The organism is Rhodoferax sp. RT4P68 (assembly GCF_056521305.1).
In genome coordinates this window covers 307734-333476 of sequence record NZ_JBWMBB010000005.1, presented here as the reverse complement: position 1 = coordinate 333476, position 25743 = coordinate 307734, and the positions used below count along the sequence as shown (strand labels likewise).

Below are 25743 nucleotides of genomic sequence, written 5' to 3'. Positions count from 1 at the left end.
AGTCAGGCGATGGCGTGCGGCGCTGTCAGCGCGTCCGCATGCAGTGAATGGATGGCCGCGCGCTGCGGGCGGCCGTTGGCAGTGGCCAGGCCACTGGCCACGCTGAAATCGGCGCGGGCGCGCACCCAGTGCTGCACGCGCGCGTAGTCGGGCAGCGTGGCGTTGGCTGCGTCCACGGCGGCCTGCAGGTCGGCATCCGGCAGGTCGGCACGCTGCGGCCAGAGCACGGCACCCAGCGCCGGCTCGCCATCGCCGAACACCACGGCCTGCGCAATGGCGTTCTCGCTGCGCAGCGCCGTCTCCACCCACTCGGGCGAGACGTTGCGGCCGAAGGCGGTGATCAGCACATGCTTCTTGCGGCCCTGGATGTGCAGGTAGCCGTCGGCGTCCAGCGTGCCCAGGTCGCCGGTGGGCCACCAGGGCGGTGGTGCCTCGGTGCTGCCCAGGTAGCCGTTGAACAGGCTGCCCGCCACCTCCACCTCGCCGTCGGCCGCGATGCGGATGCGTGCGTGCGGCAGGGCGCGGCCGGCGCTGCCGGGCCGGTCGGCGCCGGGCAGGTTCAGCGTCTGCACCGATGCGCCTTCCGACAGGCCATAGCCCTCGCAGGCCGGGATGCCCACGGCCTGCGCCATCTGCAGCAGCTTGCCGCCCACGGCGGCGCCGCCCACGGCCACCATGCGCAGGCAGGCCGGTGCGCGCTGGCCGCTCTGGCGCAGGTGGCCGACCCAGGCCCGCAGCATCTGCGGCAGAAGAATGAGGCTGTGCGGCTGCTGGGCCAGCACCACGGCGTGAAAGCGATCCGCGTCGAAACTGGACGAGCCGGCAAGGCCCAGTTGCGCAAGCGGCAGCACCACGCAGGTGGCGCCGTGCTGCAGCGGTGCCAGCACGCCGGCGATGTTCTCCAGCAGCACCGCGAACGGCAGCGCGCACAGGTGCCGCCGGATGCCCAGCGGCGCCATGGCGGTCACCAGGCCCCCGGCGACGCGCTGCATGGCCGCATCGGACAGGCACACGCCCTTGGGCGCGCCCGTGGTGCCGGAGGTGAAGGTGATCTTGGCCGTACCGGCGGGCTTGGCCACCGCCGTGGCCGGCAGCCGCACCATTGCCAGCGTGCGGCCCGCAATGGCGCACTCTGAGACCGGCGCGCCCGGCCACTGCTGCGCCAGCGCAGCGGGCGCGAGCACCGTGTCCACGCCGGCGGCGCGCAGTGCGTGGCCGATCTGCTCGGGGGTGAAGAACACCGGCAGCGGCACATGCACGACGCCCGCCGCAGCGGCGGCCAGGTCGGCCACGATCCAGGCCGGCGAGTTGTCCATCAGCGTGGCGAGCACGCGGGTGCCCTGCGCGGCAAAGCGGGCGGCCAGCTGGGCGACCTCGGCGTGCAGCGCGTCGAACGACCAGGTGCGTGCGCCGTCGTCCAGCGCCACACCCGTGCCCTTTGCCATCGACGTCATGCCAGGCCCTTCGCGCCACGGGCCCGCCGGGCCATCAGGCGCAGGGCCAGGCCCAGGTGGCCGGCCAGCACCACCGGCGCGTGGTCGTAGTAGGTGCCCCACAGCGCCGCGTCATCGCCCAGGGCACCTGCGTGCGCCGTGCCCAGCGCCAGCGGCGTGACGCCCAGGCGGATGAACAGGTGGCGCAGTTCGGTGGTGATGGTGCCCACCACCCACTGGAAGCCCTGCTCTGCCAGGTGCGGCCCCAAGAGCGCGATCAGCCGGCGACCCTCGCCCGGCCGGTTCGCGGCGAGGTTGCCGACCTCCACCACGCTGTGGCGTGTGGGCGGTGCGGCTTCAGTGGCTGCGAGCAGCGCTTCCACCGGCGCCGGCAGATAGCGTTCCAGGAACAACGGCGCGTCGGCCGCGCTGCGGTAGCCCGCGGCGGCGACGATCTTGCCCTGGTCCTGCAGGCTCACCAGGTGCGGCGCGAAGTGCCGGACATCGGCGCCGTAGCGCCGCGCGAACACCTCACGAATGAAGTTCTCGACCTGCGCGCGGCCCGGGTCGCCGGGCGCGTGCACGGCCAGCCGGGGCCTGAGCGGCACCAGGCCGGGCGACGGCGGCGCATCGCCATGGGGATGGGGCATTGCCATGAACATTCACTCTCCCTGCGGCACCCACGGCAAACGGCGGGCGCATTCAGGAGGCGGATGGTGGGCGGTGCCGATTAAGTTTGGATTAAGTGAGCAGCAGGCGGCAGGCGTGTCGCGGGTGGCGGCTGGCAGGTGGCGGCTGGCCGGTCAGTCGTCGTCGTCATCCCGGTCCCGGTCGGCGCCGATCTGCGCAGACCCCTGCAGCGGGACCAGCCCCTGCGGCGACTGCTGCCACTCCCAGGCGACAAAGGCCATCGCAGCGGCCAGCAGCAAGGCGGCCAGCCACACGGGGTTGCGCTTGACGAGATCCGGCCCGGCGCCGTCGACACGGCCGGTCAGCATGGGCAGCGCCTGGTTCTTGCGCCGCAGCAGGCTCATGCCGGCGATGAGCCCGATGTGGGCCAGCACCACGGCCAGGAAGGCGTTGCCGAAGAACTCGTGCACTTCTTCGAGCCAGTCGCCACTCCATTCGTGGTAGGTGCCGTAGCCGCTGAGCGTGAGCGGCACGGTCATCACCAGCAGCGCCAGCACGGCGAACGCCATCAGCAGGTTCTGGCCTTGCCGCCAGTTGATCGGTCCTGCACTGCGCAGCTTGACGCCCTGCGCGAGCGAACGCAGCCACGCCGGCGCGCCGCCCAGCTTGCGCCACAGCAGGCCCAGGCCGGCCTGGCGAGGCCCGAACACGCCATACAGCACGCGGAACGCGAGCAGGCCGGCAAGCAGATAGCCCAGCGTGACATGCAGCGCGCGCCAGCGCTCGCCGTCGGCTGTGAGGTAGGCGCCGAGAAAGCTCAGCGCAAACAGCCAGTGGAAGACGCGCGTGGGCGCGTCGATGACGAGCCGCTGCGGCTTGGCGCCCTTGACGGGGGGCTGTGCGGCGCCGGGCTGTGCGGCGCCGGGTGGGAAGGTGGGTGAGGTGTGCATGTCGTTGCTCCTGCGCGGTCAATCGTTCCAGGCGCGGCGCTGGTGCGCGGCCAGGCCCTCGGGAAACTTCAGGTTGTCGTCGTCGAAGGCGCCGCGGTCGGCGCCGGTGTGGCAGGCCGCGCAGTTGGCGGCGCTCTTGACGCTGGCCAGCTTCCACGTCGCGGGCTCGACCTTGCGGTGCTTGCGCTCGAACCAGGCTGCGCGGGTGATGCGGTCCTGCGGCGGCTCTTCGTTCACGCGCTTGTACGTGCCGGCGTGGGTCTGCAGCCAGCCGCTGAGCTGCTGCACCGTGGCGGCGTCGAGCGAGGCGTCCGTGCCGTAGTGCTGCGCCAGGTTGCCCATGACCCGTTGCCACGAGCGCGCCGGCAGCAGGCCCGGCGGGTAGGCCGTGTGGCAGGCCGCGCACTCCTGTGTGTAGGCGGGGGGCACGTTGAGCGGCATCTGCCGGCCACCGTCGGCATGGGCGGGCGCGGTGGCGACCAGGCCCAGCCAGGCGGCCAGCATCCACGAGTGGTGCCTGGTGCGGTGTCCGGTGCGGGGTGTCATGGTGGGGGTGTGTGTGGACGGCATGGCGTGGTGGCTCAGGGCTTGAGTTGGATGAGGTAGGCCAGCACGTCCGCCTTTTCGCCGGCGCTGCAGGCGCGCTGCAGCACGTCGTTGCAGTTGCGACGAAACCATTTGTCGGTCTTGGCGGCGTCGGTGAAGGCCTTGGGGTTGGCCGCCGGGGCCATCGGCGCGATGGTCTTGCCGGTGCTGGCGTGCTTGCCCTGCGTGGTGGGCGGGCTGCCGTGGCACGATGCACAGGACCACTCGCCACCGTGGCGGCTGGTGCAGAAGACGCGGCCGCGTTCGGCCTGCCCCGGCGTGCCGGCCTGCGCGCTCCACTGGGCCAGTTGCTGCGCGGCCGACGTGTCGGCGGCGTGCGCTGCGGCGTGCAGCAGCGCCGCCAGGCCGATGGCGGCTGCGATCCGCACCGCGCGGCGTGGTCGCACGCGGCGGGTGGGGTGCGGGTGGGCGAGGTTCATCGTGGCTCCTTGGCATGACCGGCAGCAGCGGTCGATGCAGGCATTCTTCGATTGCGCACTTGAACCGTTGCTGAAGGCGCCGTTCATCTGCGGTTCAGGATCGGGCGCCGACAATTCACGGGTGAAAACGCTCCATCCCCCCTGCCACCATGGCACGGCCCGCGCCAGGCCGGCGCTGCGCGCGTGGCTGGCGGCGGCGCTGCTGGCGCTCGTGCTGGTACCGCCGGCCTGGAGCAGCGACCAGCGCGACCACGAGCGCGCGCGCGCGGCCGTGCAGGCCGGTGAAGTGCTGCCGTTGCCGGCGCTGCTGGAGCGGCTTCAACGCACCCATCCCGGCCAGGTGCTGGAGCTGGAACTGGAGCGCGAGGACGGCCGCTGGATCTACGAGGTCAAGCTGTTGCAGACCGGCGGGGCATTGCTCAAGCTGGAGCTCGACGCCGCGACCGGGCAGATCCTGAAGGTCAAGCGCAGGGATGAACGCCGGGACGAGCGCAGGGATCACCGCGGGGATCAGCGCAGCGTCACAGCCCCGAAGGAGCCGCCGCCGTGAGAGTGCTCGTGGTCGAAGATGACCCGACCTTGCGCGCCCAGCTGCGCGCAGGCCTCGAAGGCGCCGGCTATGTGGTCGACGAGGCCGACAACGGCGGCGACGGCCACTTCCTGGGCGCCAGCGAAGCGTTCGACGTGGCGGTGCTCGACCTGGGCCTGCCGGTGCTCGACGGCCTCACCATCCTCAAGCGCTGGCGCGCGGCCGGCCAGACGCTGCCGGTGCTGATCCTGACCGCCCGCGACAGCTGGCACGACAAGGTGGCCGGCATCGACGCCGGCGCCGACGACTACCTGGCCAAGCCCTTCCACATGGAGGAGCTGCTGGCCCGCCTGCGCGCGCTGATCCGCCGCGCCCAGGGGCTGGCGTCCGCGCTGCTGCAGTGCGGCGCGCTGGCGCTGGACACGCGCAGCGGCCGGGCCACGCTGGCCGGGCAGCCGGTTGCGCTCACCAGCCACGAGTTCCGGCTGCTGTCCTACCTGATGCACCGCCCGGGCAGCGTGGTGTCGCGCACCGAACTGACGGAGCACCTATACGCGCAGGACTTCGACCGCGACTCCAACACCATCGAGGTCTTCATCGGCCGGCTGCGCCGCAAGCTGCCACCCGGCACCATCGAGACCGTGCGTGGCATGGGCTATCGCCTGGCACCAGGAGCTTGACCGGACATGGCCGGCCGCCGCTGGACGCACTCGCTGCGCTTTCGCTTGTTGGCCGCCACGCTGGTGGCCCTGGTGGTGGCGCTCGTGCTGGCCGGCCTGCTGCTGGCGGGGCTGTTCCGCGACCATGTGATGCGGCAATTCAGCCAGGCGCTGACGGCCCAGCTCGACCAGGTGACGGCGCGCCTGGCGTTCGATGCGGCCGGGCAGCCGCAGATCGACCCGCAGACCCTGAGCGACCCGCGCTGGTCGCGCCCCTATTCCGGCCTGTACTGGCAGGTGGACGGGGCGGGCGCCGCACCGCAGCCGGGGGTGTTGCGGTCCCGGTCGCTGTGGGATGCCACCTTGTCACCGCCACGCGACACGCTGGCCAACGGCGAGGTGCATGTGCACGAAGTGGCAGGCCCCGATGGCGCGCGACTGCTGCTGGTCGAACGCACGGTGTTGCGTGACGACGCGCAGGCCACGCCGTGGCGGCTGATCGTCGCGGCCGATCTGCAGGCCACGGCCAGCGCGGTCGGCCGCTTCAACGGCGTGCTTGCCGCGTCGCTGGTGGCGCTGCTGGTGCTGCTGTGCGCAGCGGCGCTGGCGCAGGTGGCCATCGGCCTGGCGCCGCTGCGCGCGCTGCAGGGCGCCCTGGCGGCGGTGCATGCGGGCACGGCGCAGCGCCTGGACGGGCGCTTTCCGTCCGAGGTGCAACCCCTGATCCATGACTTCAACGCGGTGCTGGACCGCAACGCCGAAGTGGTCGCCCGTGCGCGCACGCAGGCGGGCAACCTCGCGCATGCGATCAAGACGCCGCTGGCCGCGATGTCGCAGGCGGCCGCTGTCGCGCTGCAGCGCCAGGGTGCGGCCACCGAGCTGGCCACGCTGGTCGATGAGCAGGTGGGCGTCGCGCGCCGGCATGTCGACTGGCATTTGGCACGCGCCCGGGCCGCTGCGGCGCAGGGCCTGCCGGGCGCGCGGGTCGCGTTGCAGCCGGTGGTCGATGGTCTGCTGCGTGTGCTGGAGCGCGTGCATGCCGGCCGCAGCCTGGCGCTGCGGTGCGCGCCGCTGGCGCCGGACCTGGCCTTCGCCGGCGAGCTGCAGGACCTGCAGGAGATCCTGGGCAACGTGCTCGACAACGCCTGCAAGTGGGCGCGCCACGACGTGCGCATCAGCGCAGCGGCGGCCGCGTCTGCCGCCGGCAGCAGGCTGCACATCGTGGTGGACGACGACGGCCCCGGCATCGAGCCCGCACGGCGCGATGCCGTGATGGCACGCGGCGCGCGGCTGGACGAGTCCGTCCCCGGCAGCGGACTGGGGCTGGCCATCGTGCACGAGCTGGTGGGCCTGTACGGCGGCAGCGTGCGGCTGCTGGCAGCGCCTGGTGGCGGCCTGCGCGTGGAGCTTGAGCTGCCGGGCGCGTGAGGCGAGGGCCTGCAGGCGCGTGGGCCGGTGCGTGATGCGTTGGCGGGGCTGGCCAGACCGAGGTGAATGCCCCATACGTCGGGCCCAGCGCCTGTACGGCCGCACAATCTCTAGGTTGTAATGCTTGGCAGCCTGGGCGTGGAACTGGTGCTGCGCAAAGCCGATGCCGTGTCGGTGACCGAGGGCGCGGTCGGCGCGGGCGAGGCCTGGTAGCGCCAGCGCTGCTGCACTTTGGCGGAACGTGGTGCCGGCCGCATGGCGCGACACCCACGACGCACATCTTCAAGCTGCCGATGGGCCTGGTCGGCAATCTGCAGTACGACCTGAGCGAGGCGGTGGAAAACGAGTGACTGTGCGCACAGGTATTGCAGGCGTACGGCCAGCCCGTTGCGCATTGCGCGCCGCAGCGGTTCGATGACATGCAGGTGCTCGTGGTGGAGCGTTTCGACCGCCGTTGGACAGACGACCACAGCCGCCCGTCCGCTTGCCGCAAGAGGACATGTGCCAGGCCACGGGCGTGCCGCCGCACCTCAAGTACGAGGCAGACGGCGGGCCGGGCATCGAGCGCATCATGGGCTTGCTGGCCGGGTCGGCCAACCGAGACGCGGACCGGCACACGTTCATCCAGGCGCAGATCGTGTTCTGGATGCTGTGCGCGACGGACGGCCACGCGAAGAACTTCAGCCTGTTCCTGCGCGGGGGCGGCCGCTACGACCTCACGCCGTTGGATGACGTGCTATCGGCCTACCCCATCGTGGGCGAGGGGCCGGGCAAGATGTCGGCGTTCAACGCCCGGATGGCCATGGCCATCCGCAGCAAGAACCCGCATTGGAAGATGCGCGGCATCCAGCGCCGGCACTGGCTGGAACTCTGCGCACGCCATGGTGTGCGCACCGCAGATGGCCGGCCATCGCACGCAGTGATCGACGACCTGGTGGAGCGCACGCCGCAGGTGGTGGAAACCGTGCGTGCACAGCTGCCGGGTGACTTCCCGGCGCACGTGGCCGACAGCATCCTGGCCGGCCTGCAAGTCGCTGCGCACACGCTGGCGGGGTAGTGGGGTCGTGCAAGGGGCCGCGTCACGCGCACCGGCCCGTGGCTCAGGCCGAAGTCCGCACCAGTGGCACCACCAGCGTCGCCAACGCCCCGCCGCCCGGCGCATTGACCAGCGTCGCCTTGCCGCCATGCTGCTGCGCGATCTCCTGCACGAACGCCAGCCCCAGCCCCGTGCTGCGCTTGCCGCTGCCTGGCCGCGCGAGCGAATAGAACTTTTGGAACACCTGGCCCAGCGCATAGGCCGGAATGCCAGGCCCGTGGTCGCGCACGGTGATGCGAGCGCGGCGGCCGTCGGCGTGCAGCGCCAGTTCGACCACGCTGCCCCCGGGCGCGAAATCCAGCGCGTTGGCCAGCAGGTTGCTCACCGCTCGGCGCAACAGGAACGGGTCGCCCGAGACGGTGGGCCGGGCCTGCAGCGTGAGGTCGATGCGCAGTCCGCGCGCCGCCGCAGCCGCCTGGTGGCTGGCGGCCAGCTCCTCGAGCAGCGGCGCCAGCGGTAGGGCCTGCGCATGCTCCAGCACGCGGCGGCTTTCCAGCGCGGTCAGCTCCATCATGCGGTCCACGATCTCCTGGATGCGCTGGGTCTCGTGCGTGATGTGGGCCAGGAAGCGCTCGCGTTCGGGTGCGGGCATGACCGCGTCTTCCAGCAGCTCGGCCGCGCCGCGGATGGCCGAGAGCGGGCTCTTGATCTCGTGCGTGAGCGTCTGCACGTAGTCGGCGACCGTGTTGCGCCCCTTCAGCGCGTCGCGCATCTCGTGCACGCCAGCGCGCAGCAGGGCCACGGCATGGCGCGCCATGGGGCCCGGGCGCAGCCGCGGCTGCGTGCGCGTCCAGGCGGCGTAGTCGCGCACCAGGCCGAACGGCCGCACCAGCCAGATCGACACGATGACGGCCAGCACCAGCAGGGCGAGCGCCGAGCCCACGCCGACCCAGATCGTGCGCCAGCGCGCGTCCTGCACGAACTTGCCGAAGCTCTGCACCGGCTTGCCCACGCTGACGACGCCGATGGTCACGCGCTCGCGGCTGCGGATGGGCGCGGCCACGTACATCACCGAGCTCAGCGGGTCGTGCGCCACCTCGCGCGTGGTGCGCGCGCCGTACAGCCCGTCCAGCGTGTAGCGCACGTCGCGCCAGGCGATGAAGTCTTCACCCAGGTGCTGGCCCACGCGCTCGCGGTTCGCATCGAAGATGACGCGGCCGTTGGCATCGGTGACGTAGACGCGCAGCTCCACGCGCGTCTTGCGCAGGCCGTAGATCTGGGCATCGAAGTCGCGCGCGTACAGCGTGCGCAGCAGCGGGTCCAGCCGCGCCGGGTCGATGGTGTCGCCCTGTACGTCCTGCTCGATCACGCTGGCCATCAGCTGGGCCGTGTCCACCAGCGATTCCTCGGCCGATTCGCGGTAGCGCGGGTCGATGTCCCCCACCACCCGGTACAGCAGGAACGCAATGCCCGCCGTGTAGATCAGCAAGATGCCGACGAAGATGCGCGTGCGTCGGCTCACGGGGCTGCAGGCCGGGTGGCGGGCAGGTTCTCGTGCAGCGCATAGCCTGTGCCGCGCAGCGTGCGGATGGGCTCGACATCCGGCGCAATGGCCTTGAGCTTGGCGCGCAGGGTCTTGATGTGGGCGTCCACCGTGCGGTCCAGGCTGTGCGCGGCGTCGTCCCAGACCATCTCCAGCAGCTCGTCGCGCGTGTAGACGCGGCCGGGGCGTTGCACCAGCAGGGCCAGCAGGCCATATTCGTAGCGCGACAGGTCCAGCGCGCGGCCGTAGTAGCGGATCTGCCGGCGCTCGCCGTCGATCTGGAACACGGGCGGTGCCGTGGACGCCGGCGCCGCCACCGCTGCGGGCGCAGGTGCGGGCGCAGGTGCACCGCCACCGCGCGCACTGCGCCGCAAGATGGTGCGCACGCGTGCCACCAGTTCGCGCGGCGAGAAGGGTTTGGCGATGTAGTCGTCGGCGCCCAGTTCCAGGCCCACCACGCGGTCGATCTCGTCGCTGCGCGCGGTCAGGAACAGCATGGGCACGGCGTCGGCGCCGGGCAGTTCGTGCAGCCGGCGAAACAGCGCGAAGCCATTCATGTCCGGGAGGCCCACGTCCAGGATCACCAGGGCCGGCACCTCGGCGCGAAACTGCACCAGCGCCTCACCGGCCGTGGCGCACCAGATCGGCGCATAGCCGTCGGCCCGCAGCACATAGCACAGCGTGTCGGCGATGCCGGATTCGTCCTCGGCGATCAGGATGCGGGGGCGGCTGTCGACGGCGGGCAGTGACATGGCGGCATGGTACCCAGCGCACCGTCCCACGCGGCGACCCGGCCCCGGCCTGTGCGGACTGCCGCGTCCTGCCGCACACTCTGGCCATGGCGACGCTTTTCGACATCCACCACACCACCACTTACCGCTACCGCAAGCCGGTGCGTTTCGGCTTGCACCGCGTGATGTTCCGCCCGCGCGACAGCCACGACCTGCGGGTGCTGGCCACCGACCTGCAGGTCAGCCCGCTGGCCACGGTGCGCTTGATCCAGGACCCGCATTCCAACTCGGTCGCGCTGGTGCAGCCGCTGGAGCAGGCCACCCTGCTCACCATCGTCTGCGCCTTCACGGTCGAGCATGTGCCGGCGGCGATGACGCATCTGCCGCTGGACGCCGCGGCCGAGCACCTGCCGTTCGCCTATGGGCTGCAGGACCGTTTCGACCTGGAGCACTACCTGCGCCCGCACCATGAAGACCCCGAGGGCGTGCTGATCCGCTGGGCTCAGCAGTTTTTGCGCAAGGACGAGCCCAACGGCACGCGCGAGACACTGACCCGCATGAACGCCTGGATCCACAAGGAGCTGAAGTACCAGGCGCGCGACGAGCAGGGCACCCAACCGCCGGTGCAGACGCTGGCGCTGGGGGCCGGCAGCTGCCGCGACTACGCGCTTCTGATGATGGAGGCGCTGCGCCGCCTGGGCGTGGCCACGCGCTTTGTGTCGGGTTACTTGTACGACCCGGCGCTGGACGCCGACACACAGAAGCCGGGCGAGAGCGTGGTGGGCGCCGGTGCCACGCACGCCTGGCTGCAGGCCTACCTGCCGGGCGCCGGTTGGCTGGCGTTCGACCCCACCAACAACCATGTGGGCAGCGGCCACCTGCTGCGCGTGGGCGTGGCGCGCGACCCGGCGTTCGCCGCACCGATCGCTGGCAGCTGGTTTGGCGAGGCCGATGCCTACGAGGGGCTGGAGGTGGTGGTCAAAGTGACGCGGCGGCGGCGGTAGACGCGCCGACTGCGGACGGGCGGGCCGCGGCGCCCTCGGGCGCTCGACGCCAGCCAACCGACCCTCGGCTGTCCTGCGGCGCAAGCCTCTTCGGGGCCGCCGGGCGAGGCTCAGGCCACCGCGACCTGTGCCGTCGGCGCCGTCGCATGCAGCCCCTGCACCAGCGGCTGGAAGCTGTCGGCCGTCGCCAGCGGCCAGTAGAGCTTGAACACGTTGTGCTGCGCGTCCAGCGGCCCCAGCAGGGCGCCCGGCTCCACGCGCGTGATCAGGTTGGACAGCAGCCGCACCTCGGTGTCGGAGATGCGCCGCACGATGTGGTGCGCCGTGATCTGCTGCGGGTGCGCCAGGCCCGCAGCCTGTATCAGTTCCTGCAGCGCATGCAACGTGCTGTGGTGGAAGTTGGTCACACGCTCGGCCTTGTTCGGCACCACCAGAGCCTGCTGGCGCCGCGGGTCCTGCGTGGTCACGCCGGTGGGGCAGTGGCCGGTGTGGCAGGTCTGGGCCTGGATGCAGCCCAGCGCCATCATGAAGCCGCGCGCCGCGTTGCACCAGTCCGCGCCCAGCGCCATCATGCGCGCGACGTCGAACGCAGTGACCACCTTGCCGGCGCAGCCTAGCTTGATGCGCTCGCGCAGGTTCACGCCGACCAGCGTGTTGTGCACCATCAGCAGGCCCTCTTGCAGCGGCGCGCCCACGTGGTCGATGAATTCGACCGGCGCCGCGCCGGTGCCGCCCTCGGCGCCGTCCACCACGATGAAGTCCGGCGTGATGCCGGTCGCCAGCATCGCCTTCACCAGCGCGAACCACTCCCAGGGGTGGCCGACGCAGAACTTGAAGCCCACCGGTTTGCCGCCGGACAGCCGGCGCAGCCGCGCGATGAACATCATCATCTCCACTGGCGTGCGAAAGGCGCTGTGCGCCGCTGGCGAGATGCAGTCCACGCCCACCGGCACACCGCGCGCCGCCGCGATCTCGGGCGTGACCTTGGCCCCGGGCAGCACGCCGCCGTGGCCGGGCTTGGCCCCCTGGCTGAGCTTGATCTCCACCATCTTCACCTGCGGGTCGCGGGCGTTGGCCGCGAAGCGCTCCTCGCTGAAGCTGCCGTCATCGGCGCGGCAGCCGAAGTAGCCAGAACCGATCTCCCAGATCAGGTCGCCACCGTGCACGCGGTGGTGCTGGCTGATCGAGCCCTCGCCCGTGTCGTGCGCGAAGCCGCCTTGCCGGGCCCCCTGGTTCAGCGCCAGGATGGCGTTGGCCGACAGCGAGCCGAAGCTCATCGCCGAGATGTTGAACACGCTGGCGCGGTAGGGCTGGGTGCAAGGGTCGGTGTGCGCGGGGGCCGTGATATCGCCGATGTCGATGCGAAAGTCGTGGCCCGCCAGGCGGGTCGGCTGCATGGAATGGTTGATCCACTCGTAGCCGCTCTGCGTCACATTCAGGTGCGTGCCGAACGGCCGGTTGTCCGGCTCGCCCTTGGCGCGCTGGTAGACCAGCGAGCGTTGCGCGCGAGAGAACGGCGCGGCCTCGGCGTCGCTCTCGATGAAGTACTGGCGGATCTCAGGCCGGATGAACTCGGCCAGGAAGCGCAGGTGGCCGATCACCGGGTAGTTGCGCAGGATCGCGTGGCGCTGCTGGCGCAGGTCGTGCACGCCGATGCCCACCAGCACCACGCCTGCGGCCAGCAGCGTCCAGCCGCGCCACAGGTCAGGCGCCAGCGCCACGGTGGCCAGGCCGGCCAGCAGCAACAGCACGCACCCGGCGAAGGCGGCGTAGCGCGTCGGGAACGGGGGGGTGGTCGAGGTCGCCATGGGATATACGGTGTCGTGAGCGGGGTGCCTATCATGACGCCCCCGCATGTCGCGCCGATCACCCACCACCTGCACGCCGCCATGAGCCCACGCATCCGCATCAGTTCCGGTTCCACCTTTGAAGAGCAAATGGCCTACAGCCGCGCTGTGGTCGACGGCGAGTGGGTGTTTGTGTCTGGCACCACCGGCTTCGACTACGCGGCGATGACCATCGATGACGACATCGTCGCGCAGACGGACCAGTGCTTTCGCAACATCGCCGACGCGTTGGCGCAGGCCGGCAGCAGCCTGGCCGACGTGGTGCGCGTGACCTATGTGCTGCCGGATGCCAGCTTGTTCCCGCAGTGCTGGCCGGTGATGCGCCAGTATCTGGGTGAGGTGAAGCCGGCCGCGATGATGATCAGCGCGGGGCTGGCCGATCCGCGCATGAAGATCGAGATCGAGGCGACGGCGCGCAGGCGGGGGTGAAGGTAGCGGCGACAGCGGCCTGTTCGAGCAGGCCATACTGAACCCACCAAAACTCTCAACCGCGTTGAGAGCATCGCAACCGCTGGCCGCGCAGCATTTCAAGGATGCCTACCAGCTCGAGTTTCTGGCTTTGCCGGAGCTGTACTCCGAGTCCGACCTGCACCGTGGCCTGCTGATGAATCTGGGCCGCTTTCTGACCGAGCTGGGGCGTGACTTCTGCTACATCGGCAGCGAGTACCCGGTGCAGGTGGGTGGGCAGGACTTTGCGCTGGACCTGCTGTTCTTCCACCGTGGGCTCAACTGCCTGGTAGCGATCGAACTGAAGGTCACGGCCTTCGAGCCCGAGCACCTGGGCAAGCTGAATTTCTATCTGGAAGCGCTGGACCGCGACGTGAAGAAGCCGCACGAGAACCCGACCATCGGCCTGCTGCTGTGCGCCAGCAAGGACAGCGAGGTGGTGGAATACGCGCTGAGCCGCACCTTGTCACCCGCGCTGGTGGCCCAGTACCAGACCCAGTTGCCGGACAAGCAGATGCTGGCGGCGAAGCTGCATGAGTTCTATGCGCTGAGTGCGTCGGAGGCATCGGCGCCAGAGGACGAACCCCGTGTCCGCAAGAAGAAAGATCGCGCATCTTGATCACCAGGCTCGTGCCGCATGCCGCCCCGCCACACTTCGTCGGGGACATGGTGCGCGATGCAGTAGCACCGCCGGGATCCGCTTCGGCACCTGGCAATCAGGGCTGCAGCGCCGCCTCCACCGCCAGCGCCACCGCCGCCAGCCGCGCGTCGTCGCCGTGCACCGATGACAACATCAGCCCCGCCGGCAGATCGCCCGGTGCGTGGCAGGGCAGGCTGAAGGAGCAGCCATCGAGGAAATTGATGGCGAAGGTGTTGCGCAGCAGCAGGCCGTTGGCTTTGAAGAAGGCCTCGTCCGTCGCCAGTGCCTCGATGGCCGGCGCCACGATGGGCACCGTCGGGCACAGCAGCGCGTCGAAGCCGTCCAGCGCGCGTGCCGTGCGGGCGATCCAGTCGCGGCGGCGGTCCTGCAGCGTCAGGTACTCGGCGGCGCTCACCGTCAGCCCCAGCTCGATGCGCGCGGCCACGCGCGGGTCGAAGTCGGCGCGGCGTGTGGCGATGCGCGCGCGGTGCACGCCGGCCGCCTCGATCGGTGACAGCCCGCCCGGCGCGTTGATCTGCGCGACCTCGGCCAGCTCGGCCAGCGTGATGTCGACCAGAGTCGCGCCGGCGGCCGACAGCCGGCTCGCCGCCCGCTCGAAGGCCTGGGCGACGGGCGCCTCGATGCCGTCGAACATCATCGTGCGCGGCACCGCCAGACGCAGGCCCTGCAGGGGGCGGCGCCGCACGTGCAGCGGCGTGTCGGCCAGCGCGGCATCGGCCACCAGGCAATCATCGACCGAGCGCGCCATGGCGCAGACCGTGTCCAGCGTGCGCGAGAGTTCGAACGCGCCGGTGCGCGGCGTGCGCGACTGCGTGCTTTTGAAGCCCACGATGCCGCACAGCGCGGCAGGGATGCGGATGGAGCCGCCTGTGTCCGAGCCCAGGCCCAGCACCGCCAGGCCCAGCGCCACCGAGACCGCCGCGCCAGACGACGAGCCGCCGGGGATGCGCGCCACATCGGGGTCGGCCGGGTTGCGCGGCGTGCCGTGGTGCGGGTTGATGCCCACGCCGGAGAAAGCGAACTCGGTCATGTTGGTCTTGCCGATGATGGCGGCGCCCTGCGCGCGCAGGCGCTGCACGGCCAGGCAGTCGTGCGTGGCGGGCGCCTCGCCGCGGCGCGCGATGGAGCCGGCGAGCGTCGTCTCGCCGGCCACGTCGTACAGGTCCTTCACGGTGACCGGCAGGCCGGCCAGGGGCGGCAGCTGCACGCCGGCCTGGCGTGCGGCATCGGCATGGCGGGCGGCGGCGAGTGCGGCGTCCGCGTAGAGCTTGGTGAAGACATGCCGGGCGGCGGGCGCGGTGGCGCCTTCGAGGGCATGGGTGACGAGGGCTTCGTGCGAGGCGTTGCCAGCGGCGAGGCGGGCGCGCAGGGCGGCGATGGTGGGTGCGGTCATGGGTTTGCTCCGTGTGAGGCCGCATCGTAGGGGCTCAGTGGTAGTCGTCGAGGCCCCGCATCACTGGCACGCCGCTTGCATCTCGTCATGTACACATGATTGGATGCGTCAAAGTGGTGCAAACCGAACTCGATCTGCTGGTGACCCCCGCCGCCTTGCCCACCGACGTGGCGAGCCTGCCTGCCAAGCCTGAGAACGCCTGGATCGCCAAGGCCCGCACGCCGCTGACGGGCGCGGCCACGGGCCCGCTGGCCGGCCTGTCGTTCGCGGCCAAGGACAACATCGACGCCGTGGGCTTTGCCACCACCGCCGCCTGCCCGGCCTTCGCCTACCAGCCTGCCGCACACGCCGGCGTGGTGCAGCGCCTGCTCGATGCCGGTGCCGCGCTGCACGGCAAGACCAACCTGGACCAGTTCGCCTGCGGCCTCAACGGCACGCGCTCGCCGTATGGTCCGGTGCCCAACGCCATCGACCCGGCGTATGTGTCCGGCGGCTCCAGTTCGGGCTCGGCCTACGTGGTCGCCACGGGCCAGGTCGACTTTGCGCTGGGCACGGACACAGCCGGCTCGGGCCGCGTGCCGGCGGGGCTCAACAACATCGTGGGCATCAAGCCGACCAAGGGGCTCATCAGCACACGCGGCGTGGTGCCGGCCGCGCAGAGCGTCGACTGCGTGTCGATCTTCGCGCGCACGGTGGACGTCGCCGCCCGCGTGCTGGCTGTGGCGGCCGGCTATGACGCGGCAGACCCTTACAGCCGCCGCATCGCGCCCAACAGCACGCCCCTGCCGGCCGCCTTCCGCTTCGGCGTGCCGGCGCCGCTGCAGTTCCATGGCGACGACGCTGCCGCCGCTGCGTTCGCCAATGCCGTTGCCCGCCTGCAGGCGCTGGGCGGCACGCCGGTGGCCATCGACTACACGCCGCTGGCCAGCGCCGCCGCGCTGCTGTATGAGAGCGCGCTGGTCGCCGAACGCTACGCCGCTGTGCGCGTTTTCGTCGACACGCACGAGGCGCAGATCGCTGAGCCCGTGCGCGGCATCCTCACCGCCGGCAAGGCCTACAGCGCCGCCGATCTGGTGGATGCCCAGACGCAGCTGCGCGCCTTCGGCCAGCAGGCTGCTGCCATGTGGGCCGGCATCGACGTGCTGCTGGTGCCCACTGCGCCCACGCACTACACGGTTGAGCAAATGCAGGCGGACCCCGTGGCGCTGAACCGCAACCTGGGCACCTACACCAACTTCGTCAACCTGCTGGACTACGCCGCCATCTCGGTGCCCAGCAGCCTGCGGCCCGATGGCCTGCCGTTCGGCATCACGCTGATCGGCCCGGGCGGCAGCGACTGGCAGCTGGCCGACCTGGGCCAGCGCTACCACCATGCCACGGGCCTGCTGCAGGGCGCAACCGGTGAAGCTTTGCCAGCGCCCACGCCGATTGCCGCGCTGTCGGCCCCAGGCCGCACGGTGGACGTGGTTGTCGTCGGCGCGCACCTGGCCGGCCTGCCGCTGAACAGCCAGCTGACCGAACGCAGCGCCTGGCTGCTGCGCAGCACCACCACCGCCCCGGACTACCGGCTCTACGCCTTGCCCGGCACCGTGCCGCCCAAACCCGGCCTGTTGCGCGTGGCGCCGGGCGAGGGCGCGGCGATCGCGGTCGAGGTCTGGCGCATGCCGCTGGCGGCCTACGGCAGCTTCGTCGCGCTGATCCCGCCGCCGCTGGGCATCGGCACGCTCAAGCTGGCCGACGGCAGCCAGGCCCAGGGTTTCGTCTGCGAACCGCAGGCGCTCGCGGGTGCGCAGGACATCAGCCGCTTCGGCGGCTGGCGCGCCTTTTTGCAGCATGGCCAGGCGCAGCAGTAGCGCCCAGCGGCCACCGCAACCACCACCGATTGTTGTCAGGGAGAGTTCGATGTCTTCAGCTTCCAGGTTCCCCATGTCATCGCGCCGCCGCGTGCTGCAGCAGGCCGGCGCCGGCGCCGCACTGGCACTGCTCGGCGCACCCGCCGTGCGTGCCCAGGCCGGCCCCAAGCTGCGCATCGGCTACTGGCCCATCGCGGCCGGCCTGCCGTTCTATGCGGCGGTCGAGCTGGGCTACTTCAAAGAGGCCGGCCTGAGCGTGGAGGCGCTCAAGTTCGCCGGCGCCCAGCAGATCATGGAAGGCATGCTGTCCGACCGCTGCGACGGCAGCGCCAACGGCACCGGCTCGGCCAACATCGCCATCGGCGAGATCGCCGCGCCGGGCAGCTTCAAGATCTTCTGCTCCAACCCCAGCAACGCCAAGAACGTGCTGGACGAAGTCATCGTGCCGGCCGCCAGCCCGGCCAAGGTGATGGCCGACCTCAAGGGCAAGCGCGTGGGCTCGGGCCCCGGCATCCAGAACGTGACGCTGGCCAAGACCGTGCTCGAACGTGGCGGTGCGACCGGCGCAACCGTGGTGGAGCTGCCCATCGGCCAGCACGTCGCGGCGCTGGCGGCGGGGCAGCTGGACGGTTGCTACACGCTGGAGCCCACCGGCACCATCGGCCGTTTGAACGGCACGACCAAGGTGCTGGAGGCCGGCGTCGTCGCCAAGTACGTGCTCGGCGACCCGATGGCGCCCTGGTTCGGCGGTTCGGCTTCGCTCACCTCGGCCTTCATCAAGAAGAACCCGGCCGAGGCCAAGACATTCATCACCGCCTATGCCAAAGGCGTGGCCTACGTGCGCAGCAAGCCGGCCGAGGCACGCCAGTACCTCAAGGGCTACACCGCCATCGAAGGCGCGCTCACGGCCGAGGTGCCGCTGGCCGCGTACATGATGTACGACGAATTCAAACCGGCAGATGTCGCGCACTTCCAGAAGTTCTTCGACCTGTTCAGCGAGAAGGGCATCTTCAGCTCGCGGCTGATGGTTGATTCCATGCTCTACAAGGGTTGAGCGTCGTGGCCGCCACCCCCGCCGCCGCCAAGCCCTGGACGCCGCCTGCGGCCCAGGCCGCCACCGCGCCGCCGCGTGAACCCATGTGGAACAAGGCGCTGCCCTTCATCGGGCCGATGGTGCTGTTCATCCTGTGGGACCTGGCGGTGCGCACCGGCATGATCAAGGCGCTGCTGTTGCCGCCGCCGCTGGACGCACTCGGCGCGCTGGTCAACGGCCTGTTCGGCGGGCCGCTGCTGAAGGATTTCGTGGTCACCGTGTGGCGCACGCTGCAGGCCTTCCTGATCGCCGCTGCCGTTGGCATGCCGCTGGGCGTACTGCTCGGCAGCAACGAGAAGGCGTATCGCAGCGTTGAATTTCTGATCGACTTCTTCCGCTCAACGCCTTCGTCGGCGCTGATCCCGTTGTTCCTGATGATCTTCGGCGTGTCCGACGTGAACAAGGTCGCCATCGCTGCCTTCGGCGCCTTCCTCATCGTCGTGTTCAACAGCGCCTACGGCGTCATCAATGCGCGCAAGCAGCGGGTCATGGCGGCCAAGGTGATGGGCGCCACGCGCTGGCAGGTGTTCAAGGACGTGTTGATCTGGGAGAGCCTGCAGCCCAGCTTCGTCGGCCTGCGCTCTGCCGTGTCGATGGCGCTGGTGATCGTCATCGTGGCCGAGATGTTCATCGGCGCCGACAGCGGGCTGGGCAACCGCATCATCAACTCGCAACAGGTCATGAACGTGAAGGACATGTATGCGTCCATCCTCGCGGCCGGCGCGCTCGGCTATGCGCTGAACATCCTGTTCCTGATGCTGGAGCGCAAGATCGTGCATTGGAGTGGCCGATGAGTGCCGTCCTCAACGCCTCCGTCATTGCCGACGTTCCGAAGCCGGCCTTCCAGCCCGGCCCGGCCGGCACACACATCACCATCCGCGGCCTCACAAAATACTTCGCGGGTTGGCCGCTGTACGAGAACTTCGACCTCGACATCCCCAAGCACAAGATCGTGTCGGTGTTCGGCCCCAACGGCTGCGGCAAGAGCACGCTGATCAACATGATCGCCGGGCTGATCCCCATCGACGCGGGCGAGATCCTGTTCGACGGCAAGAGCCTCAAAGACACCAAGATCGGCTACGTGTTCCAGAACTACCGCGAGGCCATGTTCCCGTGGATGCGCACCATCGACAACATCGCCTACCCGCTCAAGCTGGAAGGCAAGAGCAAGGCCGAGGTGGACCGGCGCATGGCCGAGCTGGTGGCCAGCTTCGACGTGAAGTTCGACCTGAACCGCTTCCCCTACGAACTGTCGGGCGGGCAGCAGCAGACGGCCTCCATCATGCGGGCGCTGGCGCCGAACCCCGAGGTGCTGTTCCTCGATGAGCCGTTCTCGGCGCTGGACTTCGAGATGACGCTGTTCATCCGCGAGAAGCTGCAAGAGGTCTTCATGCAGACCGGCACCACCATGCTGCTGGTCTCGCACGATCTCGAAGAAGCCGTGTACCTGGCCGACCAGGTGCTGCTGCTGACCAAACGGCCGACCAAGGTGGCCGAGATCCTGCCCTACGACGACCCGCGTCCGCGCACGGTGGAGACGCTGTCGGAGTCGAGCTTCATCAGCGCGAAGAAGCGCAGCCTGGAGATTTTTCAGCGGGAGGTGCGGCGATGACGCCCACGCAGATCGAAGCCTATGTGGACGCGGCGGCAGCAGCGCTCGACTTGCCGTTGGCGGCCGAGCACCGGCCCGGCGTGCTGCAGTTCTTCGCGTTGGCTGCCGGCATGGCGGCTGCGGTGGATAGCGTCGCGCTGGTGCCGCATGACGAGAGCGCTGTGCACTTTTGGCCGGAGACGTTGGAATGAGACGATCCCAAAGGAACGTGCCAGGGACGTGTGGCAAGCCTTGTGCGCGGCCGGACCTAAGAGAGAGGCTCGACCACGCTTCGGGGTGGGACCACGCCGACGGTGTAGTCCACTCCGCGAATGTCCCCCGGCCTTGCCCGCCTTGCCGGCCTGCGGCCGGAAAGGCGGGCAAGGCCTCCTCCTTGATTTCGCTGCGTAGACCACACCATCGTCGTGTTCCGCCAGCGCTGTGCTTTGTCGGGCAGCACGACACGCCGTGGTCAGGGCCGAGGGTATCGGGTGGCTTTCGCAGCGAAATAAAGGCGGAGGTACGCGCCCTGCGCGGACCGGGGGACATTCGCGGAGAAAGCTACCCGGTGGCCTCGGCCCGCGCGACCGCTTTCACCTCGGCCGGAGCCCTGACATGACCGACGCCTCCACCCTGCTCCAGGCAGACGCCGTGACCATGGCCCAGGCAGTGCGCACCCGTACCGTCACGGCCACGGCCTTGGCCGAAGCCAGCCTGGCCCGCATCGCCGCAACCGATGGCCGCGTCAACGCCTTCACCGACGTCGTGCGTGAGCGTGCGTTGCAGCGCGCCGCCATGCTGGACCAGTTGGGCGACACGTTGGGGTTGCCCCTTTTGGGTGTGCCGTTCGCCGTCAAGAACCTCTTTGACATCGCCGGCCTGCGCACATTGGCCGGCTCCATGATCGAGCGCGACGCGGCCCCCGCCAGCGGCGACGCCGTGCTCGTGCAGCGTCTGGAGGCGGCCGGCGCGGTGCTCGTCGGCGCGCTGAACATGGACGAGTACGCCTACGGCTTCACCACCGAGAACAGCCACGAAGGCCCGTGCCGCAACCCCCACGACCTGACGCGCGTGTCGGGTGGATCGTCCGGCGGCTCGGGCGCGGCAGTGGCCGCCGGGCAGGTGCCGATCACGCTGGGCTCGGACACGAACGGCTCGATTCGCGTGCCGGCCTCGCTGTGCGGCGTGTTCGGCTTGAAGCCTACCTTCGGCCGGCTGCCGCGCACTGCCACCTATCCGTTCATCTCCAGCCTGGACCACCTGGGCCCGTTTGCCCGCTCGGTGCGCGATCTGGCGCTGAGCTATGACGCCATGCAGGGGCCGGAGACCGGCGCGCTGCGCGACCCCGGCTGCGCACAGCGTGCGGCGGAACCGGTGACGCCGCTGCTGGGCCATGGCATCGCCGGCCTGCAGGACCTTCGCGTGGGCGTGTTGGGCGGCTGGTTCCACGACAACGCATTGCCCGAGGCTCAAGCCGCCGTGCGCACCGTGGCCCAGGCGCTGGGCGCGACGCAAACCGTGGAGCTGCCGATGGTCGAGGCCGGCCGCGCGGCCGCTTTCCTGATCACGAATGCCGAAGCCGGCTCGTTGCACCTGGAAGATCTGCGCCGCCGCGCGCAGGACTTCGAGCCCCACTCGCGCGACCGCTTTCTGGCCGGTGCGCTGCTGCCTGCGGCCTGGGTCGCCCGTGCGCAGCGGGTGCGTCGCTTGTACGCGCAGGCGGCAGCCCGTGTGTTCGCCGATTACGACCTGCTGCTGGCGCCGTCTACACCCTGCGCCGCCACCCCGATCGGCACCGAGACGCTGCGGATCGGTGAGCGCGTGTTGCCACTGCGGCCCAGCATGGGGCTGTTGACCCAGCCGATCTCGTGCATCGGCCTGCCGGTCTGCGCTGTGCCGGTGTGGGGTGCGCATGCGTCCATGCCCATCGGCGTGCAGCTGATCGCCGCGCCCTGGCGCGAAGACATCGCGCTGCGTGCTGCGGCTGCCTTGGAAAGCCTCGGCGTGGTGCGCGCGCCTGTGGCGGCGCTCTGAAATGACGCAGCCACGTTCAGCGCCCACAAGACATGCCCACTGAGAACCACATGACCCACGACATCAACCTACCCGACGTGCTGGCCGAAGTGACAGCCGTCTTCGCTGAATACGAAGACGCCCTCGTCCACAACAAGGTCGAGGTGCTGGACGCACTCTTCTGGGACAGCCCGCACACGCTGCGCTACGGCGCAGCCGAAAACTTGTATGGCTTTGCCGCCATCCAGGCGTTCCGCGCGGGGCGCTCGGCGCAAGGGCTGGCGCGCAGCGTGACGCACACCGTCATCACCACCTACGGCCGCGACTTCGCCACCACCAACATCGAATTCCGCCGTGTCGGTAGCGAAAAGCTGGGCCGCCAGAGCCAGACCTGGCTGCGCCTGCCAGAAGGCTGGCGTGTGGTGGCTGCCCACGTCAGTTTGATTGACGCCGCATGAATCCCGGCACGCAACTTGCGCACGCCAGCGCCAGCCACCAGACGCCCGCCAGCGTCCCTCTTTCTCACCTTGCCTGACCCCACCCATCGACCGGAGAACGCCATGGCCCTGCACCACCTGAACCGCCGCGAATCCCTCAAATCCCTGGCCGCACTCGGCGCTGCCGGCACGCTCGGCGGCCTGCACGGCCTGGCCGCGGCGCAGGCGCCGATGACCATCGGCGTGATCTACGTCGGCCCGCGCGACGACTACGGCTACAACCAGGCCCATGCGCAGGCCGCGGCCGAGGTCAAGAAGATGCCTGGCATCAAGGTCGTCGAAGAAGAAAACGTGCCCGAGACCGCCGCCGTGCAAAAGAGCATGACCGGCATGGTTGCGCAGGACGGCGCCAAGCTGTTGTTCCCCACCTCGTTCGGCTACTTCGACCCGCACCTGCTGGCACTGGCCACCAAGTACCCCGACGTGCGCTTCTCGCATTGCGGCGGCATGTGGACCGAGGGCAAGCACCCCAAGAACGCCGGCAGCTTCTTCGGCTACATCGATGAGGCGCAGTTTCTGAACGGCGTGGTCGCCGGCCATTTGAGCAAGAGCGGCAAGATCGCCTTCGTCGCGGCCAAGCCGATTCCGCAGGTGCTGCGCAACATCAATGCCTTCACGCTGGGCGCGCGCTCGGTCAAGCCGGGCATCGCCTGCAGCGTGATCTTCACCGGCGACTGGTCCATGGCCGTCAAGGAGGCCGAGGCCACCAACAGCCTGGCCGACCAGGGCTGCGACGTGTTCACCATGCATGTGGATGGCCCCAAGGTGATCGTCGAGACCGCAGCCAAGCGCGGCAAGATGGTGTGCGGCTACCACGCCAGCCAGGCCAAGCTGGCGCCCCAGGCCTACCTGACGGGTGCCGAGTGGAACTGGATCACCGCCTACAAGACCACCATCGACGCCGCCCGCAGCGGCAAGCCGCACCCCAACTTCCTGCGCGGCGGCCTGAAGGAAGGCTTCGTGAAGATGTCCGCCTACGGCCCGGCCGTGACCGATGCCGCCAAGAAGCAGGCCGAGGACACGAAGGCCAAGATGCTCGCGGGCAGCTTCGACATCTTCAAGGGCCCGCTGAAGGACAACAAGGGCAAGGAGGTCATCGCCGCCGGCAAGGTCTTCAAGCAGACCGACCTGGAGCTGGAGAAGATGAACTACCTGGTCGAAGGCGTGCAGGGCAGTTTTTGATGACATCCCCCAGGCTCCGCGCACTGCGTGTCGCTCCGCCAACCCCCTTTGCAAGGGGGCAACACCAGCGGCCCGGCGAAGCCGGTTCCGCGGTGTTTCTGGAACTGAATGCGCAAGCCGCGCCGGGTCCGGCGGCGCACCTACGCTGAAAGTTGAAATGCCATGAACTCGCTCGCCAAAGACATTGGCCTGCCGGTCTTCGCCATCGCGGCGGCGCTGCTGCTGTTCGGCATCTTCGTCGCGTTCGCCGGCGTCGACCCGATCGAGGTCTGGACGCTGCTGTTCAAGGGCGCGTTCGGCGACTGGTTCTCCTGGCAGAACACGCTGCAGCGTGCCGCGCCGCTGATGCTGACGGCCCTGTGCGTGGCCATTCCCGCGCGGGCCGGGCTGGTCATCATCGGCGGCGAGGGCGCGCTGGTGCTGGGCGGGCTTGGCTGCGCCGCGCTGCCGTATCTGATGCCGCTGCCGGCCAACGTGGTGGGCACGGTGCTGGTCTGCGCGGCCGGTGCCCTGTGCGGTGCGCTGTGGATCGCGCTGGCCGGCTGGCTGCGGCAATACCGGGGCATCAACGAGACCATCAGCAGCCTGCTGCTGGCCTATGTGGCGATCGGCCTGTTCAAGCACCTGGTCGAGGGCGCGCTGCGCGACCCGGCCAGCCTGAACAAGCCGTCCACGCTGGCGCTGGACGAAGGCGTGCGCATCGGCGGCATGTTCGGCTCTGATGTGCACTGGGGCCTGGCCATCGGCATCGTCGCCTGCCTGGCGTTCTGGGTGTGGCTGCGCAGCACGGCGTCGGGTTTCTCGGTGCGCGTGGTCGGCGGCAACCCGCGCACGGCGCAGCTCATGGGGCTGCCGGCCTCGCGGCTGATTCTGGTGGCGTGTGCGCTGGGCGGTGCCTGCGCCGGGCTGGCCGGCGCGGTCGAGGTCGCGGCCGTGCACACCAATGCCAACGCCTCGCTGATCGCCAGCTACGGCTACGCCGGCATCCTGGTGGCGTTCATGGCACGGCACAACCCCATCGCCATCATCCCGGTGGCGATTCTGTTCGGTGGCTTCGGCGCGGCCGGCAGCCTGCTGCAGCGGCGTGTGGGGCTGCCCGATGCATCGGTGCTGGTGCTGCAGGGCATGGCGTTCGTGCTGATCCTGGCCAGCGAAGCCTTGCGCGGTGTGGCCGGCAAGGCTGTGCTGGCCAAGCTGTTCGCACGGCCCTATGAGGAGTTGGAGCTGCGGCCGGCGCAGGCGGCCACGCTGAAGGAGGCGGCGGTATGACCGAAGACCAATGGATCGCCCTCGTAGCCGCCATCGTCGGCGGTGCGCTGCGCGTCGGCGTGCCGTTCCTGTTCGTGAGCCTGGGCGAATGCCTGACGGAGAAAGCCGGCCGCATCAACCTGGGGCTGGAGGGCGTGCTGGTGCTCTCTGCCATGGCGGCCTTCGGCGGGGCCTACTGGAGCGGCTCGCCCTGGATCGGCGTGCTCATCGGCGCGCTGACGGGCGCCGCGCTGGCGACGTTGCACGGCGTGCTGTGCTCGCTGCCGGGCGTCAACGACGTGGCCACCGGCATCGCGCTCATGCTGTTGGGCACGGGGCTGGCGTTCTACCTGGGTAAGCCGCTGATCCAGCCGCAGGCGCCGCAGCTGCCGGCGATTGCGCTGGGCGGCTGGAGCGATTCGCCCGTGGTGCAGGCGGCGCTGCAGATCAACGCGCTGCTGCCCGTCGGCATCGTGCTGGCGCTGCTGATGGGCTGGGCCTTCGGGCGCACACGCGCCGGCCTGCTGGTGCGGCTGGCGGGCGACTCGGCCAACGCCACGCGCGCGCTCGGCTATTCGGTCAACGGCATCCGCATCGCGTCCACGGCAGCTGGTGGTGCCATCGCGGGGCTGGGCGGCGCCTCGCTGACGCTGTTCTACCCGGGCAGCTGGAACGAAGGCATCTCCAGCGGCCAGGGCTTGATCGCCGTGGCGCTGGTCATCTTCGCGCGCTGGAGCCCCATCCGCTGCGTCGGCGCGGCGCTGCTGTTCGGCGGCGCCGGCGCCATCGGCCCGGCCATGCAGTCCATCGGTGTCAGCTATGGCTACCACCTGTTCAACACCGTGCCCTATGTGCTGACGCTGTTGATTCTGGTGATCACCTGCAAGCCCGGTGCCGTGGCGACGGGCAGCCCCGGCGAGCTGTCTTCGGCACGATGAAAAGGATCACGC

Annotated in this window: 26 protein-coding genes; 17 read left to right on the top strand and 9 right to left on the bottom strand. The window is 70.1% G+C overall.

Annotated elements, in window-relative coordinates; all coding sequences use genetic code 11:
• Positions 1–2 precede the first annotated feature (2 nt).
• From AC099J_RS13505 to AC099J_RS13485, 5 genes are all read right to left on the bottom strand, one after another.
• Positions 3–1454 (bottom strand): AMP-binding protein, encoded by a 1452-nt coding sequence (locus AC099J_RS13505; RefSeq protein WP_479615772.1) that lies wholly within the window; start codon positions 1452–1454, stop codon positions 3–5.
• On the bottom strand, positions 1451–2089 hold the full coding sequence (locus tag AC099J_RS13500; protein WP_479615771.1) for a thermostable hemolysin: 639 nt from the start codon (positions 2087–2089) through the stop codon (positions 1451–1453). Before AC099J_RS13500 ends, AC099J_RS13505 begins: the two co-directional genes overlap by 4 nt.
• Before the next feature lie 147 nt (positions 2090–2236).
• Positions 2237–3013: a cytochrome b/b6 domain-containing protein gene (locus AC099J_RS13495; RefSeq protein ID WP_479615770.1), complete on the bottom strand. Its 777-nt coding sequence runs from the start codon at positions 3011–3013 to the stop codon at positions 2237–2239.
• 18 nt (positions 3014–3031) lie between these two features.
• On the bottom strand, positions 3032–3517 hold the full coding sequence (locus tag AC099J_RS13490) for a diheme cytochrome c (protein ID WP_479615920.1): 486 nt from the start codon (positions 3515–3517) through the stop codon (positions 3032–3034).
• Positions 3518–3594: 77 nt separating this feature from the next.
• On the bottom strand, positions 3595–4038 hold the full coding sequence (locus tag AC099J_RS13485) for a DUF1924 domain-containing protein (protein ID WP_479615769.1): 444 nt from the start codon (positions 4036–4038) through the stop codon (positions 3595–3597).
• Between the two features lie 34 nt (positions 4039–4072).
• Here AC099J_RS13485 and AC099J_RS13480 point away from each other — a divergent pair, with 34 nt between their 5' ends.
• The 4 genes from AC099J_RS13480 (at position 4073) to AC099J_RS13465 (ending at position 7711) form a co-directional block, all read left to right on the top strand.
• Positions 4073–4588, top strand: a complete 516-nt coding sequence (locus AC099J_RS13480; protein ID WP_479615768.1) for a PepSY domain-containing protein — start codon at positions 4073–4075, stop codon at positions 4586–4588.
• On the top strand, positions 4585–5247 hold the full coding sequence (locus AC099J_RS13475; RefSeq protein ID WP_479615767.1) for a response regulator: 663 nt from the start codon (positions 4585–4587) through the stop codon (positions 5245–5247). The genes AC099J_RS13480 and AC099J_RS13475 overlap by 4 nt, the downstream gene beginning before the upstream one ends.
• A 6-nt stretch (positions 5248–5253) precedes the next feature.
• The gene (locus tag AC099J_RS13470; protein ID WP_479615766.1) at positions 5254–6654 is read left to right on the top strand and encodes a sensor histidine kinase; all 1401 of its coding nucleotides are present in this window, start codon (positions 5254–5256) and stop codon (positions 6652–6654) included.
• A gap of 499 nt (positions 6655–7153) precedes the next feature.
• Positions 7154–7711 (top strand): HipA domain-containing protein, encoded by a 558-nt coding sequence (locus AC099J_RS13465; protein WP_479615765.1) that lies wholly within the window; start codon positions 7154–7156, stop codon positions 7709–7711.
• A gap of 43 nt (positions 7712–7754) precedes the next feature.
• On the opposite strand, the gene creC is transcribed toward AC099J_RS13465, so the two are convergent.
• Both creC and creB read right to left on the bottom strand, forming a co-directional pair.
• Entirely contained in the window at positions 7755–9212 is a 1458-nt protein-coding gene (gene creC / locus AC099J_RS13460) for a two-component system sensor histidine kinase CreC (protein WP_479615764.1), read from the bottom strand.
• Entirely contained in the window at positions 9209–9985 is a 777-nt protein-coding gene (creB, locus tag AC099J_RS13455; RefSeq protein ID WP_479615763.1) for a two-component system response regulator CreB, read from the bottom strand. The genes creC and creB overlap by 4 nt, the downstream gene beginning before the upstream one ends.
• Positions 9986–10071: 86 nt before the next feature.
• Between creB and AC099J_RS13450 the strand changes: the two genes are divergently transcribed.
• Entirely contained in the window at positions 10072–10968 is an 897-nt protein-coding gene (locus tag AC099J_RS13450) for a transglutaminase family protein (RefSeq protein ID WP_479615762.1), read from the top strand.
• A 110-nt stretch (positions 10969–11078) separates the two neighbouring features.
• Here AC099J_RS13450 and AC099J_RS13445 read toward each other — a convergent pair whose 3' ends face one another.
• A complete protein-coding gene (locus AC099J_RS13445; protein WP_479615761.1) occupies positions 11079–12776 on the bottom strand; it encodes an FMN-binding glutamate synthase family protein in 1698 nt (565 codons plus the stop codon).
• A gap of 33 nt (positions 12777–12809) precedes the next feature.
• Between AC099J_RS13445 and AC099J_RS13440 the strand changes: the two genes are divergently transcribed.
• On the top strand, positions 12810–13244 hold the full coding sequence (locus AC099J_RS13440; protein WP_479615760.1) for a RidA family protein: 435 nt from the start codon (positions 12810–12812) through the stop codon (positions 13242–13244).
• A gap of 64 nt (positions 13245–13308) precedes the next feature.
• A complete protein-coding gene (locus tag AC099J_RS13435) occupies positions 13309–13881 on the top strand; it encodes a PDDEXK nuclease domain-containing protein (RefSeq protein ID WP_479615759.1) in 573 nt (190 codons plus the stop codon).
• A gap of 97 nt (positions 13882–13978) precedes the next feature.
• On the opposite strand, the gene AC099J_RS13430 is transcribed toward AC099J_RS13435, so the two are convergent.
• Positions 13979–15316 carry an amidase gene (locus AC099J_RS13430; protein ID WP_479615758.1) on the bottom strand — a complete coding sequence of 446 codons (1338 nt, stop codon included), beginning with the start codon at positions 15314–15316 and terminating at the stop codon, positions 13979–13981.
• 95 nt (positions 15317–15411) lie between these two features.
• Here AC099J_RS13430 and atzF point away from each other — a divergent pair, with 95 nt between their 5' ends.
• The 10 genes from atzF (at position 15412) to AC099J_RS13380 (ending at position 25731) form a co-directional block, all read left to right on the top strand.
• On the top strand, positions 15412–17169 hold the full coding sequence (gene atzF, locus AC099J_RS13425) for an allophanate hydrolase (protein ID WP_479615757.1): 1758 nt from the start codon (positions 15412–15414) through the stop codon (positions 17167–17169).
• A 49-nt stretch (positions 17170–17218) separates the two neighbouring features.
• On the top strand, positions 17219–18223 hold the full coding sequence (locus AC099J_RS13420; protein WP_479615756.1) for an ABC transporter substrate-binding protein: 1005 nt from the start codon (positions 17219–17221) through the stop codon (positions 18221–18223).
• A gap of 83 nt (positions 18224–18306) precedes the next feature.
• Positions 18307–19056, top strand: coding sequence for an ABC transporter permease (locus AC099J_RS13415; protein WP_479615919.1), 750 nt, complete (start codon positions 18307–18309; stop codon positions 19054–19056).
• Positions 19053–19874 (top strand): ABC transporter ATP-binding protein, encoded by an 822-nt coding sequence (locus tag AC099J_RS13410; RefSeq protein WP_479615755.1) that lies wholly within the window; start codon positions 19053–19055, stop codon positions 19872–19874. The genes AC099J_RS13415 and AC099J_RS13410 overlap by 4 nt, the downstream gene beginning before the upstream one ends.
• On the top strand, positions 19871–20065 hold the full coding sequence (locus tag AC099J_RS13405; protein ID WP_479615754.1) for an AtzG-like protein: 195 nt from the start codon (positions 19871–19873) through the stop codon (positions 20063–20065). The genes AC099J_RS13410 and AC099J_RS13405 overlap by 4 nt, the downstream gene beginning before the upstream one ends.
• 403 nt (positions 20066–20468) lie before the next feature.
• Positions 20469–21887, top strand: coding sequence for an AtzE family amidohydrolase (locus AC099J_RS13400; RefSeq protein WP_479615753.1), 1419 nt, complete (start codon positions 20469–20471; stop codon positions 21885–21887).
• Between the two features lie 50 nt (positions 21888–21937).
• Entirely contained in the window at positions 21938–22324 is a 387-nt protein-coding gene (gene hpxZ / locus AC099J_RS13395) for an oxalurate catabolism protein HpxZ (protein ID WP_479615752.1), read from the top strand.
• A gap of 102 nt (positions 22325–22426) precedes the next feature.
• Entirely contained in the window at positions 22427–23545 is a 1119-nt protein-coding gene (locus AC099J_RS13390) for a BMP family ABC transporter substrate-binding protein (RefSeq protein ID WP_479615751.1), read from the top strand.
• A 162-nt stretch (positions 23546–23707) separates the two neighbouring features.
• Positions 23708–24814, top strand: a complete 1107-nt coding sequence (locus AC099J_RS13385; protein WP_479615750.1) for an ABC transporter permease — start codon at positions 23708–23710, stop codon at positions 24812–24814.
• Positions 24811–25731 (top strand): ABC transporter permease, encoded by a 921-nt coding sequence (locus tag AC099J_RS13380; protein WP_479615749.1) that lies wholly within the window; start codon positions 24811–24813, stop codon positions 25729–25731. Before AC099J_RS13385 ends, AC099J_RS13380 begins: the two co-directional genes overlap by 4 nt.
• The last annotated feature ends 12 nt before the right edge of the window (positions 25732–25743 follow it).